General features: G+C 49.3%; 15 protein-coding genes. 5 read left to right on the plus strand and 10 right to left on the minus strand.

The genetic code is table 11. The annotated features are described in order from the left end of the window. Nucleotides 1-3 precede the first annotated feature (3 nt). Nucleotides 4-369 (plus strand): winged helix-turn-helix transcriptional regulator, encoded by a 366-nt coding sequence (locus tag ABD846_RS06925; RefSeq protein WP_344824365.1) that lies wholly within the window; start codon nucleotides 4-6, stop codon nucleotides 367-369. Between the two features lie 25 nt (nucleotides 370-394). On the opposite strand, the gene ABD846_RS06930 is transcribed toward ABD846_RS06925, so the two are convergent. From ABD846_RS06930 to ABD846_RS06965, 8 genes are all read right to left on the minus strand, one after another. Then, the gene (locus ABD846_RS06930; RefSeq protein ID WP_344824367.1) at nucleotides 395-1,474 is read right to left on the minus strand and encodes a glycoside hydrolase family 18 protein; all 1,080 of its coding nucleotides are present in this window, start codon (nucleotides 1,472-1,474) and stop codon (nucleotides 395-397) included. A 115-nt stretch (nucleotides 1,475-1,589) separates the two neighbouring features. Further along, nucleotides 1,590-2,015, minus strand: a complete 426-nt coding sequence (locus ABD846_RS06935) for a VOC family protein (protein ID WP_344824369.1) — start codon at nucleotides 2,013-2,015, stop codon at nucleotides 1,590-1,592. Nucleotides 2,016-2,129: 114 nt separating this feature from the next. Then, a complete protein-coding gene (locus ABD846_RS06940) occupies nucleotides 2,130-4,007 on the minus strand; it encodes a heavy metal translocating P-type ATPase (RefSeq protein ID WP_344824372.1) in 1,878 nt (625 codons plus the stop codon). A gap of 86 nt (nucleotides 4,008-4,093) precedes the next feature. Beyond that, nucleotides 4,094-6,340 (minus strand): TonB-dependent receptor, encoded by a 2,247-nt coding sequence (locus ABD846_RS06945; RefSeq protein WP_344824375.1) that lies wholly within the window; start codon nucleotides 6,338-6,340, stop codon nucleotides 4,094-4,096. 5 nt (nucleotides 6,341-6,345) lie between these two features. Continuing rightward, the gene (locus ABD846_RS06950; protein ID WP_344824378.1) at nucleotides 6,346-6,693 is read right to left on the minus strand and encodes a heavy-metal-associated domain-containing protein; all 348 of its coding nucleotides are present in this window, start codon (nucleotides 6,691-6,693) and stop codon (nucleotides 6,346-6,348) included. Between the two features lie 132 nt (nucleotides 6,694-6,825). Further along, nucleotides 6,826-7,173, minus strand: a complete 348-nt coding sequence (locus ABD846_RS06955) for a hypothetical protein (protein ID WP_344824381.1) — start codon at nucleotides 7,171-7,173, stop codon at nucleotides 6,826-6,828. A gap of 145 nt (nucleotides 7,174-7,318) precedes the next feature. Then, nucleotides 7,319-9,514: a catalase gene (locus ABD846_RS06960; RefSeq protein WP_344824384.1), complete on the minus strand. Its 2,196-nt coding sequence runs from the start codon at nucleotides 9,512-9,514 to the stop codon at nucleotides 7,319-7,321. Between the two features lie 51 nt (nucleotides 9,515-9,565). Next, the gene (locus ABD846_RS06965; RefSeq protein WP_344824387.1) at nucleotides 9,566-10,141 is read right to left on the minus strand and encodes a YciE/YciF ferroxidase family protein; all 576 of its coding nucleotides are present in this window, start codon (nucleotides 10,139-10,141) and stop codon (nucleotides 9,566-9,568) included. Nucleotides 10,142-10,378: 237 nt separating this feature from the next. Between ABD846_RS06965 and ABD846_RS06970 the strand changes: the two genes are divergently transcribed. Then, nucleotides 10,379-11,167, plus strand: coding sequence for an SDR family NAD(P)-dependent oxidoreductase (locus ABD846_RS06970; RefSeq protein WP_344824390.1), 789 nt, complete (start codon nucleotides 10,379-10,381; stop codon nucleotides 11,165-11,167). A 76-nt stretch (nucleotides 11,168-11,243) separates the two neighbouring features. Here ABD846_RS06970 and ABD846_RS06975 read toward each other — a convergent pair whose 3' ends face one another. Next, nucleotides 11,244-11,657, minus strand: coding sequence for a DUF3830 family protein (locus tag ABD846_RS06975; RefSeq protein WP_344824393.1), 414 nt, complete (start codon nucleotides 11,655-11,657; stop codon nucleotides 11,244-11,246). Nucleotides 11,658-11,751: 94 nt separating this feature from the next. On the opposite strand from ABD846_RS06975, the gene ABD846_RS06980 reads away from it, so the two are divergent. After that, on the plus strand, nucleotides 11,752-12,357 hold the full coding sequence (locus tag ABD846_RS06980; RefSeq protein ID WP_344824396.1) for a hypothetical protein: 606 nt from the start codon (nucleotides 11,752-11,754) through the stop codon (nucleotides 12,355-12,357). A gap of 137 nt (nucleotides 12,358-12,494) precedes the next feature. Continuing rightward, the gene (locus ABD846_RS06985) at nucleotides 12,495-13,067 is read left to right on the plus strand and encodes a GNAT family N-acetyltransferase (protein ID WP_344824399.1); all 573 of its coding nucleotides are present in this window, start codon (nucleotides 12,495-12,497) and stop codon (nucleotides 13,065-13,067) included. Here the strand turns inward: ABD846_RS06985 and ABD846_RS14755 are convergent. Then, nucleotides 13,040-13,387, minus strand: a complete 348-nt coding sequence (locus tag ABD846_RS14755; protein WP_425568023.1) for a DUF2085 domain-containing protein — start codon at nucleotides 13,385-13,387, stop codon at nucleotides 13,040-13,042. The genes ABD846_RS06985 and ABD846_RS14755 overlap by 28 nt on opposite strands. Before the next feature lie 337 nt (nucleotides 13,388-13,724). On the opposite strand from ABD846_RS14755, the gene ABD846_RS06990 reads away from it, so the two are divergent. Continuing rightward, a complete protein-coding gene (locus ABD846_RS06990) occupies nucleotides 13,725-14,429 on the plus strand; it encodes a DUF4339 domain-containing protein (RefSeq protein ID WP_344824402.1) in 705 nt (234 codons plus the stop codon). The last annotated feature ends 18 nt before the right edge of the window (nucleotides 14,430-14,447 follow it).

Genomic DNA, 14,447 nt, shown 5'->3' on the forward strand with positions numbered 1-14,447 from the left:
GATATGCGTGAAAGGAAAATTCCCCTGAATTTGAATTGTGGTCTTGACCTTATTGGTGAAGTATTGTATGGTAAATGGAAAATCCGATTGTTGTGGTTTATCAGTCAGGGGCATTTGCGTCCGAGTGAGTTACAACGAAAAATACCCGAGGCCACGAGGCGCGTACTGAATATGCAGTTAAAGGAGTTGGAAGATCACGAATTGATCTGCAGGAAAATTTATCCTGTACTGCCGCCGAAAGTGGAGTACAGCCTTACGGATTTTGGAAAAACCTTAATTCCGATAATTGCTGAATTGGGGAATTGGGGAGACAAAAATGAGGACCGTCTGAGACAGGTTATTGCTAAAACTCTAAAGTCGGATTCCTGATTCTTAAATGCCGGTAACGATACCGCTACCGCAATACCTCCCATATATGCTCCACGAGCCCCCCGGAAGGCTTGTCCAGCGTGAGTTCCCAGAACATGATACCACCGAGTTTCTTTTGCCGTACGTATTTTGCTTTTTCTGAGACAGACCGTTCATTGTCGAATGTTGCAAAAAGTTGTTTGCGTTGATTATACTGGTAAGGCGCCTGTGCGCGGTCGTCCCAATAGTAGGTATAGCCCGAGCTGTCGCTGAAATAAGCATTGAAGCGGTTGTAATCGACAGCTTCCTTGAATACCCCCGACTGGTATAAGCCATTGCCTTCCGGCTGTACCTTTTCCCAAACCCGTGCATAAAATGCAGCACCGGTGATCAGTTTGGACGCGGGCACATCATGGTCCAGCAGCCAGTTTACGCACTTGTCGGTGGATTCCTGTCTGTCGCGGTAGCTGTAGAGTGGGGTATGGTGACCTGTTACAGTAGCATATCCTCCCACAAGATCGTAGGTCATCAGGTTGATGAAATCCACCATCGGGTATACTGCCGGCCAGTCGATCGACTGCTCCAAATATTTGATAAAGCCACCGGCGGCAAAACTCAGCAGGTAGCGGTTACCCATTTCTTTTCTGATGGTTCGTATTAATTCCGTGAAATGCAGCCTGTCCGCGGTCTCATATTTATGACCGGGAAATCCTTCAATGGCGGGGTATTCCCAATCGAGGTCCACACCGTCCAGATTGTATTTACGGAGTAAAGCAACAGTCGTTTGGGCGAAGGTTGCGCGGTGCTGTGCATCTGCGAACAGATCGCTGCAGGGCGCGCAGGCACTCCATCCTCCCATCGATACCATAATCTTCAGATGTGGGTATTTCCTTTTCAGTGCCACAATTTGCCGTACCGTTTTTTCCTGAGAAGAGTCCCGCAATACAAGGCTGTCGTTTTGCAGTTTTACAAAACTGTAAATGATGTGGGTCAGTTTGTTGAGCGGAAACTGCTCCAGTTGCAGTCCATCTCCGGTATAATAAGCGATGATTTTATAATCCTGTTTTTGTTGTGCTGAAGAGACCAGCGTTGTGAGCAGCAGCAATAACGGTAACAGTTTTTTCATGCGCCAAAGATAAATAAGGAGGGCGTATAGTGATAAAAATCCGTAGTGTTACGGAAAAGGGATCAATACAATTCCCGCACCGCCAGTGCGGGAACTGTATTGTATATAGAAATTGTTATGCTCTGTCGGGCATAAAATCGATCATCCATTCGATGCCGTATTTATCGCGGAACATCGCAAAATAAGATCCCCAGGGACTGTCGCCGATGGGTACTTCCACATCGCCTCCCGCAGAAAGTCCATGAAACAGTTTGTCCGCTTCTTCACGACTGTCGGCGGTGATCACGATTTTTGATCGGTTCTCCTGTTCATTCACACGACCCAGACTTTCCGGGACATCATTGGCCATCAGCATATTTCCGCCGATCGGCAAAGCGATGTGCATGATATTATTCATTTCATGCTCCTGTACATGCCCGGCTCCCGGGATGTCTTTAAAGCGTACAATATTCGCGAACTCGCCGCCGAATACCGATTTGTAAAAATTGAATGCCTCTTCTGCATTCCCGTTGAAATTAACGTGAGGGTGGATTGCTGCCATTGGGGGAGTATTTAGAATATTAAATGTACATCATTAGTTCGTTCAGCGAACGATTGCTCCATTAAATCAAAGGAAAATAACAGTCAGCAAAACGATGGCTTACAGTCGAGGCCGCTACGCGAACTTCATATGCTGTATACGACCGGAGTTTACGATTGCCAGCAATGCAACTCCAACATCTGCAAATACGGCCTCCCACATCGTTGCAACGCCGGCAGCGCCCAATACCAGAACCGCTGCTTTTACCGCAAACGCAAAAATGATATTCTGCCAGACCACCCGCTTTGTTGCCTTGCCGATCTGTATGGCTCTGATAATACGTGAAGGTTGATCCGTCTGGATGATTACGTCTGCAGTTTCTATTGCGGCATCGCTTCCGAGCCCGCCCATGGCAATACCCACATCGCTGAGCGCCAGTACGGGAGCATCGTTGATTCCGTCCCCGACAAAAGCACACAGGGTTCCCGGTTTTGCCTTAATGGCTTCAAGCCGGCTCACTTTGTCTTCCGGCAGCAGCTCTCCGAATGCCTCTGTAATCCCAAGTTCCAGCGCCACCTTGTCTACCACTGCCTGGCGATCACCGGACAGCATCACCACCCGGATACCGTTTTGCTGCAGCGTTGCAACCGCCGGCCGGGCATCTGCTTTTGCCTTATCTGCAATAGTGATATAGCCTGCAACTTTGCGGTTGATCGCCACTGCCACAAATGTATCGCTTATGCGGCGCAGCTCTTCCGGCACGGCTATCTGCATCTGTTCCATCAACTTCAGGTTGCCGGCCGAAACTTCCTGTCCGTCTACCGTTCCTTTCAGCCCCTTTCCGCCGATCTCCTGTATATCCTTTGCTTGAAGGGCTTTTGCCTGATCTCCGGCATACACAGACACCGCCTGCGCCACGGGGTGGGTGGATGAGGCTTCCAGCGCTGCGGCCATTACCAGCCAGTTTTCAGGTGCCTGTGCAAATGATTTTGCTTCCCGGACCGTAAATGTTCCCTCGGTAAGCGTACCGGTTTTATCCATTACAATTGTATTCACTTCCGGGAGCTGGTCAAGAAAATTCGATCCTTTAAACAGGATACCGTTTGCCGAGGCAGCCCCTATACCGCCGAAATAGCCCAATGGGATGGAGATCACCAATGCGCAGGGGCAGGAGATCACGAGGAAAATCAGGGCGCGGTATAACCAATCGCGGAAAACATAATCCTGCACAAACAGCCAGGGAAGCACTGTGATGCACAGGGCCAGCAATACCACAATAGGTGTGTAAATACGGGAAAACTTACGGATAAACTGTTCCGTTTTCGCTTTGCGGCCGGTAGCTTCCTGCACAAGCGACAATATACGTGCCAGGGCACTGTCCTTATAAAGTTTACTTACTTTCAGTTCCACTACCTTATCCAGCACAATCATTCCCGCCAGCACTTGCCCGCCTGCAGTTATACGCACCGGCTTACTTTCACCGGTAAGCGCAGCCGCATTAAACAGTGCTGCTTCGCTCAGCATTGCTGCATCCAGCGGGACTCTTTCGCCGGCTTTCACCTGTATGATGTCGCCGACAACTATATTTTTGGGATCGGCTGTTTCAAAACCACCGGCTGTTTGCAGCATCGCTGTTTCCGGGCGGATATCCAGTAAAGCCTGAATACTGCGTTTGGCGCGGTGCACCGCTGCATCCTGAAACAGCTCGCCAATGGTATAAAACAGCATAACCGCAACGCCCTCCGGGTATTCTCCTATCAGAAATGCCCCCAGGGTTGCGATCGTCATCAGTACAAATTCGGTAAACACGTCGCCTTTCAGCAGGAGCGTGAATCCCTGTGTGGCCACCGGGTATCCTACAGGAATGTAAGCGATGCCATACCAGATGATCCGCACAAGGCCGGTAAAGAAGGCCGGGTGAATGAAATAATCCAGTACCAGTCCTGTAAGCAGCAGGGCCAGGCTCAGTAACACGGGAACGGGTAAATGTAATTGCAGCTTGCCGGATTTCATGTGTTGCTTTTTTTTAAAAGGTATTTATGGATGATGGGACTGCCTGATCAAAGTTAAAAACCCGATCATTTCGCCCCGGTATTTAACTAAAGAATACGATACTTCACACCGATATACCATTCGCGGCCTCTCGTAGGTCCCCATACAGATGACAGATCGAAGTACTTTCCGAAGGGGTTATCTGCGCTGATAATCGGGTTGGGCTGGCGGTAATTGGCGACATTCTCACAACCTGCATAAATGTCCAGCGATTTCCGGTACCGGAAAGTAAGCTGCATGTTCACCGTTGCATACGGCACCGAAAAGGCGGGCCGGCGATAGGCATCGGGATTGCTGCTGGTGTTGGGCAGGCGCATCCTGTCGAACCAGTGTGCGTTTAAATCTGCCTGCCATCTGTCCTGCTTTGTCCGGTAGGAGAGTGCGGCCATTGCCCGGTTCCTTGGGTTGAAGGGGAGCAGTATTTTACTGCCGTTTTCTATCCGGTACACGTCCAGGTAATTATAAGCTGTTCGGAATTCGAGTCGCTTGAAGAATACCAGCGATGCTTCCACCTGCAGTCCGTTGGAGTGCGACACTCCCTCAAAATTGCGGATAAAAGCCTTTGTCGGGTCGGTATCATAATCAGGAAAAAACTGGTTGCGGAAATGCGTGCTGTAAAAGTCGGCGCTCAGCGTTCCGTTAACCGCAGCGCTCCAGTCGAAGCGGTATGTATGACTCACTCCCCAGTTCACTGCCTGTTCGGGCTTCAACGCTTCCGTAAATATTACATCGCGCGAACCCACCAGCAGGTTTATCTGTTCGCTGAACAGGTTCACCTGTCTCCAGCCGCTGCCGGCCGATGCGCGGAAGGTATGGTGATTGTTCCAGGCATATTTAAGCATTGCCCTGGGAGTGAAATACGTTCCCCACACCTGGTGCCTGTCAATACGCGCACCCGTAATGAGTACAATCTGCTCGTCGCGCCAGCGGAAAGTATGCTCTGCAAATGCCCCCGGAACCGACAGCGGTGTCCGGTAATGTCCGGCGAAGCTTCTTCCGAGCGAATTGTCCGAAAAGCCGATCTGTTCCTCCAGCCGCTGGTAACGATAGCTCACCCCATACTTGAGCGAATGCCGTCGGTGCCATTGCCACTCATGCTGCAGGTTCAGGTAGGCAGACCGTTGCCGGGCATCGTACTTCGTTGTTCCGAACCAGGAATGCTGGTCCTGGAAATAAGCGGCGGCGGCAAACGCTATTGCATGGCGTGTGGAAAAACGGTATCCGGTTTTGAGATACACCTCCGGCTGTGTATAATGCACGGATTGGCCATACACGGTATTGCTGCCCAAATCCCGGACCGCATCAAAACCCGTTTGTCCGCCTGTACGCGATTCCTGCACGATGCGTAATCCGGTCTGTATGTACAGACCATGTTCCCTGTCGTTGCCATACCGCCATTTGTTGTAAGCCATATAGCGTTTGAGCTGCGGCAGATCCAGAAATCCGTCATGATTGCCGTCCACCTTCGCTGCCGGTTGTACCGAGTGCAATGCCAGTAAAGAATGCCAGCGTTTCTTTTTGCCGACAGAGCCGGCAACGTTTGCGTTGAAATGTGCTTCTCCGAAACTGTTGGCATACGCATTCAGGTAAAGCTGTTCCGCTTTATCCGGCTGTTTGCTCTCAAGATTGATCTGCCCTGAGATGCTTTCGTAGCCTTGCAGTACGGAAGTCGTTCCTTTCGATACGTAAATATTGTCTACTACCGTACCCGGATAAGTGCTGATTCCGTAGGTGTAGTTGAGCCCCTGAATCATTGGTAACCCGTCGAACAATACCTGGTTGTACACCCCCGAAAGCCCCAATATACGCAGCTCCTGTGCATTGGTCACCACATTGGTTGTCTGAGGCTGCACCGAAGCCTGCGTACCGAAACATCCTGCAAGATCGCAGCAGGCGGCTTTGGATAATTCCCGCTGCGTGATCACCTCGGTTTTTACCGCTGTGTTTGCGAGGTATGCCGCCCGGCTGTCTTTCACCGTCACCCCTTTCAGTATGTGGGCATTCCTGCGCAGTGTTATGGACAGGTAGGTCCTCCGACCCGGATCGATGGTATCTGTAATATATCCGGGTTCGCTTGCTATGATCCTTTTGTCGCTGACGCTGTCGGCATTAAGCACGAACACGCCGTTCTCATTGGCGCGGACTGTTGCTCCGTTGCCTGTCAGTTGCAGGGTGCCGCCGGGCAGTATCTCCATGCCTGTTTCGGTAGCACCGAATAGTTTGCCACTGATGGTTTGTGCGTACAGCGTATCGGGGATCAACAGCAGCGCAATGCCTGCTATTGCTCTGATCATTACGCTTACTTTTTAGAGGGTTTTGCCTGTTTCACTTTATACGGGCGGGAAGCAGGATCGTCGCAGCCGGGAGTCGCTTCTATTGCCGCCTTTATCTGCTGCTCGCTTGTGGCAGCCGTATGATAGAAAATCGTAAAAGCCGATCTGTCTCCGTGTATTTCAGTAAAGCTCACTTCGTCTATGCCATCCTGGTTCAGCAATTGCTTTTTGATGGTGGGCATATCATTGTTGCAATGCAGGTTGGCCACTGTGATGATCGCTGTTCTGAGGCTGTCCGTCTGTTGCGCTCTGGCGGCAATGGAGAACAGGGAAATAAAAAAGAGAGCTATTGGGAAAATGCTTGATTTGTTCATTGTCTTTATTGTTTGGATAGGTTCCGGTATAATACCTGTTACAGCGCCATTGTAAAACGACGCAGGCAATAACCGGTAAATAAAAAAGATAGCGCAGATACAGACAGGCTATACCGCGCGGCAATAAAAAAATCAGGCTATACGCGGAGGCTGCCAGAAGCCGTAAGCAGGTGCATCGCCCAGCCGTACATACAACAGTGACCAGTCGGGTGAAGGCACGCTTATAAAAGAAGGAGTAATCGTAAAAGGGTGGGGTGGAGCGACAATGGATAACGCGCAGCAGGCGCATATCTGGAAAGGGTTGCAGCCGCTGTTGCAATCGGATGTCTTATGCTCTGCAGCGTCTTCCTGGGCATCACATCCTGCATCACCATTGCCATAAACCGCGCAACAATTATCGCCCGGGGAAACTGCCGCACACACCGGCTGTACCGACAAGGTCAGTACAAGCAGAGCCAATAAGGTGCAGATCCATTTCACACAGCAAATATAAGAAAGGAGTGTATGCAAAAGCAAAAGGGGCAGATGAATCGGCAGGACCTCATCATCTTACCCCTTTAATTTCCGGTATAAGGGTGTTGATTGTGAAACACGAGATATTATTATACCGGAATATTTTCAGGAATTATGCAGGGACTTTACGCACCTGCTCTCTGTCCCAAAACCGGTGCTGCGCAATGGCCCGGACAAATTCCCGGCCTACCACGTTCGCATCCGCATCTATAATGATCCCCTCGTCCATTACAGACTCGGTTCCGTCTTTTGGCAGTTTTCTTGAAAAGTAAGTAGCTTCCAGTACCTGCGTCGCATCGTCATCGGCTGCTATTGCTTTACAGTGGCGGAACGCCTCATTCAGAAAATGGATCGCATCCGGATCGGCTTCGAGCGTAGCCACACTGTTCGTTCCGCCCGGTACATACACGGCATCGTAAAACACCGAGGAAGCGGTAAGGAAACTCTGGTGCACCTCTATGACTTCATCATTTTCTGATTGCAGCGTACCCAACCGCGGGGCGATAATCTCCACAATCGCACCTTCATCTTTCAGCAGCTGACTCACCGTATTTACGGAAGCCTCGTCCACACCATCTGCCGCAAGGATAGCGATCTTACGCGTGCGGATTGTGTTTTTGACGGTATTGGCCATGCTCAACGCTTCCGAGCGCTGCAGTTTGATCTGCTTTTCCGTAGGTTGGTACACTTCCGGTTTGCCATCCGCGGGAATGCTCTGATTCAACGGAGGATGTACTTCAGACGGAATCTTCAGTCCCAGTGCATAAGCCACCTCAGCCGCAAGGCCTTTATCCACCTGGGATAAGGTATACAGCATGCGTTCACGGATTGCAATCGTCTGTACTTTTCCGAGCTCAAAGCTCAACGCATCGATGATGTGGTTTTTTTCGGCTTCGGACTGGCTGTTGAAAAACAGACGTGCCTGGCTGAAATGATCGAAAAAGCTGGGGCTGCGTCTTCTCACTTTCTCTGCGTCTATACGCTCCGGGTAGGAAGTAAATCCTGCATCCATTCTTCCTGCCTGATAGGGACAGCCACCGCCCAGCGAATTCGGGCTGTAACTGACTTTTCCTTTGTTTATGGTCTGGCGCATAAATCCGTCACGTTGGTTATTATGTACCGGAACAACAGGGCGGTTGATGGGTATTTCGTGGAAGTTGGGTCCGCCCAGGCGGATCAGTTGTGTATCGGTATACGAAAACAGTCTTCCCTGCATCAGCGGGTCGTTCGTGAAGTCGATGCCCGGAACGATGTTGCCTACATGAAAGGCCACCTGTTCTGTTTCGGCAAAGAAGTTGTCCGGGTTACGGTTGAGGGTAAGCCGGCCGATGAGTTGCACAGGCACCAGTTCTTCCGGAACGATTTTGGTCGGGTCCAGCAGGTCGAAATCGAATTTATGTTCGTCGGCTTCGGGGATCACCTGAATGCCCAGCTCCCATTCGGGATAGTTACCGCTCTCAATCGCATCCCAAAGGTCGCGGCGGTGAAAATCCGGGTCTTTTCCGGAAATCTTCTGCGCTTCGTCCCAGCATACGGAATGTACACCGAGCACGGGCTTCCAGTGGAATTTTACGAAATGAGACAGACCGGCTTCATTCACCAGCCGGAATGTATGCACCCCAAATCCCTCCATCATACGCAGGCTGCGCGGAATCGCTCGGTCGCTCATCGCCCACATGATCATATGTGTGCTCTCTGGCATCAGCGAAATGAAGTCCCAGAAAGTATCGTGAGCAGTAGCGGCTTGCGGTATCTCATTATCCGGTTCCGGTTTGGCCGCGTGGATCAGATCGGGAAACTTCATCGCGTCCTGAATAAAGAAAACCGGCATATTGTTACCCACCAGATCAAAATTCCCTTCCTGAGTGTAAAACTTCACCGCAAATCCACGCACATCACGTGCCAGGTCGGTAGATCCGCGTGAACCCGCCACGGTCGAAAACCTTACAAACACGGGTGTTTCGGCTTTCGCATCATTCAGAAAAGCAGCTTTTGTCAGCGCCGATTGCGATTCATATACGCGGAACACACCATGGGCGGCTGTACCGCGTGCATGTACAATGCGTTCGGGAATACGCTCATGATCAAAGTGCGTCATCTTCTCGCGGAAGATAAAATCCTCCATCAGGGAAGGACCACGGTCACCCGCTTTCAGCGTATTCTGATCGTCATTGATCCGGACACCCTGGTCGGTGGTCATCAGTTCATTATCCGCGTTTGCGGTATGGGGCTTCAATTGCTCCGTTTTTATATTTTCTGTATCCTTCGTATCCGGAACAGCACGTTGTGTTGGTTTCTTTGACGCCATATAGGTTGGTTTTACAAAAGAGAATGGATCAGATAACGCTGCAAAGGCTGCTTATTCAGCTTCCTCGCCGGCAGCTTCATAATTGATATCGTTTTCCGCTATTTCGGATAATGTTTCGTCTGCATTTTTTTCTTCTTCGAGCGTTTGCTCCAGCAGTGCGGCAACTTTGTCCAGACCGAGCGTTCTGGCCAGTTGCGACAGTCCGCCATACGTTGCGATCTCATAATGCTCTACTTTCTGGGACGCAAGTATGATACCTACATCGCGCGTTGCGCTGCCATCTTCAGTTTCTTCAATGATGCTCTGGCCTTCTTTGGCGATCCCTTCCATGGCATCACATTTTTTTGCCTGAGGCTTTTTCCCCAGCAGTTCAAACGCCTTTTCCAATCTTGCCACATGACCTTTCGTTTCCTCAAGGTGATTTGCTATAGCATCGGCAAGCGTTTCGGAACTTGCTGCTTTTCTCATTTTGGGCAGGGTCTTTACCAGGTGCTTTTCTGCCCAGTAAATGTCCTTAAGCTCATCCGTGAAAAATTTCATCAAAGCGGCATCCATATTGGCATTTGCAGCTGATGCATTGCGGGTTGTGTTTTTTTTAGCGGGTTTTGCAGTTTTAGCAGTAGGCATATGTAACAGTTTTTTGTGGTTTTCCAATAACACAGCAAAGGACCATACAAGCGGTTTGCTCAGTGTTACAGTATTGCACAGTTTAGTTTACATAATTATAGGTCCGGCATAACGCTAATCGTATAAAATTTCGAAGCAAATGCTGCAATGCCGGCAACCGTCCCGTGCCGCAATTTTGAAACATAATTACCGTACCGGTAACGAGAGAGGTTCTGGAATATTTTTAAAACGACAATTATGGAAAACAAATCAGTATTGATCACAGGCGGCACTTGCGGAATAGGACTGGGGCTCGCGCGCCTGTTTGCAAAAGACAATTACCGGGTGCTGATCGCAGCAAGAAGCGAGGCAGAACTTACCCGCACCAAAGCATTGCTGGAGCAGGAAGGTGCGCGCGATGTGATCACCATTCCCTGCGACCTTTTCGACCCGAAGGCTGCTGAGTCGCTTTACCAGGCTGTGAAAGGGAAAGGTATAGATATCGATGTGCTCGTAAATAATGCAGGTCAGGGTCAGTACGGACTGTTTGCAGAGTCGGATCTCGCCCGCCTTTTGTCGATCATGCAACTCAACAACAGTTCGCTGGTGAGTCTTACTTATTATTTCATTCAGGACTTCATTCGTAAAGGAAACGGAAAGATACTCAACCTGTCGTCTGTAGCGGCAAAAGCGCCGGGGCCATGGCAGGCGGTTTACCATGCTACCAAAGCTTTTGTGCATTCCTTTACGGAAGCACTGCGCAGTGAAGTGAAAGAGCACGGTATTACGGTAACGGCATTGCTGCCCGGTGCCACCCGTACAGACTTCTTCAATAAGGCACATATGATGTCGTCTAAGATCACACAGGATATGAGCAAGCTTGCCGATCCGGCAGATGTGGCCAAAGACGGTTACACCGCACTGATGAACGGAGATGACATGGTGATCTCCGGATGGGACAACAAAATTCAGGTGGCTGTAGGTAATCTTACACCGGATGAAAATCTGGCAGATTACACACGCGATAAACAGTCGCCCGTAAAATAGCGGAACAGTTCTTATTGCTTAGCAATAGGAGAGCAAAGGGCTTGCAGCAATGCAGGCCTTTTTGTTTGAACGGCAGTCAGGTTGCCGATAGGGTAAGTTCCTGTGCGCCATGCTTCCAGATCGCTTCCCCCAGTTGCCTTAGCAATATCCGGTCGCTTTCGCGTACGCGCGCGAAAATATTGCAGGCATCCAGGCCCTTTCCAGTTCCGTAATAAATGCCGAAGCAATTCGCTGTTTTACAGCGTGCCGGCGCAGCAGGACCAAACACTACTTCGCCGGGTTCGGTAAATACAGATGCATTTTCCTGAATGATATGCAGCGGTGGCACATCGTCTATCCATATTTCCTCGCCGGATATCCGGGCATGATAAAAAATTCTTGTAAACGGAAGAATGCCCAGGAATGCCTTGCATGTTGCCGGAGCCGCATCGAGGTATAGGTCGAAGTGTATTTCCCGTTTATCGGAAGTGCTTATTTTAAATCCGGACATGTTCCAGTTTTTAAAGAGTCTGCTTGCAAAATACACACTAAACTATTGCAATTGTTGCTGAACCGCAATATCTTGCGCATTCAAAATCCACTCTATGAAAAAACTACTATGCGCAGCCGCTTTGATCGGCCTGTTCTCGGCCGGTTTGGTCTCCTGCAAGAAAGATGACAAAAAAACCAGCACACCTACGCCCCCTGCGACCGAAAGTCCCTATTATTTCGAGTTTACGCTGGACGGTAAATACACTAAGTTTGCCAATCCGGAACCGCAGTATGCTTCTCTGTTTGGCGACGTTGGCGGTTGGCAGACACCTGTGAACGCTTTGTTCCCCGGTATCAGATTGTCTTTCGTGTATACCCATTCCGCCACCCACGCCGATTTGATGGGCCTCAAGGGAAAGCGCCTGCGCTTCAATGATCCGTATGATTCACGCGATTCTGTGCTTGCATCTCTGAGTTATGATACGGATGATACTTCCAGCACCTACTATGATACGTCCGACACTACTTTCGAGAACTATGTGGAAATAAGCAATATTACTTACCTCAAAAGACAAATGGTGGTAGGCAACTACAATGATGTGTATGTGATCACCGGAACCTGCAGAACCCCGATGCAAAGGGGTATGGAGCCGGCGGTGATGTTGGAGGGCGGTAAATTCAATATGATGATATCCCGTTTGGTACTGGACGGAGAGTAGCCCTGATTTTCGCTCTGAATTTTGTCCCGTTCTGTATAACAGCAGGACGGGATTTTTTTGCAAACACTTTCCGGTTGTCAGATGCCTGATAATAAACCCACATTTGAAAACGTATCTTTACTTGCTTCACCTTTACTATGCAGTACACCGACGGACTGGAGAGTGCGCGACTTGTCACGCGCTTTGTGACTATGGCCGATACAACAGCCTGGCTGGAATATTATGCCGACCCGCAGGCGACGGCTTATACTGCTATTCCCGGAATGACCGCTGCCGAAATGACCCGGCATGTGCTGCATCATACGATGCTGCGTTACAGCGACGGGCGCATGGGCCTGCAGGCGCTGTTATGTAAGGAGGGCCGCGAACTGGTGGGTATGTGCGGATTGATGGTACAGGAGCTGAACGGGGTGCCGGAAGTGGAAATAGGGTACCACCTGCTGCGCAGACACTGGGGAAAGGGTTACGCAACGGAAGCGGCGCAATTATTCCGCGATTACGGTTTTAGGAACGGAGTTGCCTCGCTGGTATCCATCATTCATCCCGGAAACATCGCGTCCCAAAAAGTCGCAATCCGCAACGGTATGCAGATCGATCCGTCCATAACTGTATTTAAAGGTCAGCAGCGGATGGTGTTCCGTATTACAATGGAGGAGTGGATGCACCTTGGCTATCAGACTGCTCAATTCAATAGCAATACGAACACATAATCAAATCCTTTCCATAGCAGAGCTCCTGCCGCCAACCCTCCACAGATGCCTGTTGCAAAGCGCAAAATGTTATTATGATATAAGCGCAACCTGTTTTGGAATATCCAGTCGCTGTACATCAGAGCGAGGGCAATCAGGCATAATATCATTCCCGGTAAAGCAAAGAAAATATAACAGACAAGACTTATCATGTGCCCAATACTGCAGCCCAGGCACCTCGCGCAGAACGGCATAGGGTTACCACGTATCTTAAAACATCTGGCCGGAATTCCATGACATCCGAATCTGTATTCTGAAAGTCTCACCAGGTTTTCTTGCATTTGAGACAGGTAAGCTGCACATCATTGGCTTTATGAGTTCCGCAAAGCAGCCCTAATGGACCTGCTAACAGTGCGCCACAACAAGCCTTACCTCCATTATATCCTTTCTTGTCTACATAAATTTGTGTAGAGCCGCAGCGAGGGCACTGTACCTGCTCGTTTATTGAGTTATTAATTAATCCCATAAAATATGCTGTTTTTGAAAGATGATTATTAGTTAAGCGGAAAAATACAGATTAAATATAAAAATGTAGTTTTATTTTTTAGTTTATTTTCATTTCTGAAAACAATACGTTATTTAAATCAAATGCGTACTTTCCACGCAAATTTTACATGAATGAAAAAATACTATCTGCACGAATCCGGCTCACAGCAAGGGCCGTTTTCACTTGAAGAATTAAAGGAAAAAGAAATTAGCCGGGATACGCCTGTATGGTTCGATGGATTGCCGGATTGGACAAATGCAGGTTATGTAGACGAGCTTAAGGATTTGTTTGTAAACACACCGCCTCCGTTTCCTGTCGCATCTCCGCCTCCGATCGTCAACACCGCTATAAATTCTGATAAGCGAAATGCCGATCCTTATGCAAAAAAGGACAGGGCGATCGGTATGCGTATATTGTTTGGGTTACTGATCGCTTTTGTGGCCGGTGGTGCCGGTTATTACTACATCGTTCGTCAGAATGAATCGGCTCACGGTGCGACATCTAGTTATCAGGAAAAGGTACTTTCTGTTGAGGAGATTGAACGGGCCACGCCGACTGACTTCTTATCTGTAAACACAGAGAGCAACGAAAACTTCTGGGGTGATAAGATCAGGATAAAGGGAAATATATCAAGCAGAGCCACGGTTGCGAGTTACAAAGATGTCACAATACGCGTTACGTATTTCAGTAAGACAAATACCGAAATAGGCAGCGAAGACCATACCATTTATGAAATAATTTCACCCGGATCCTCTGTAGAATTCAAGTGGAAGGTGGATAAGAATAGCGATGTCGCTTCTGTAAGATGCGACTTGATAAGTGCTACAGCGAATTAGACAAATATGTACTTATTT

Origin of the sequence: Rurimicrobium arvi (genome assembly GCF_039540495.1) — a bacterium.
GTDB lineage: Bacteria > Bacteroidota > Bacteroidia > Chitinophagales > Chitinophagaceae > Rurimicrobium > Rurimicrobium arvi.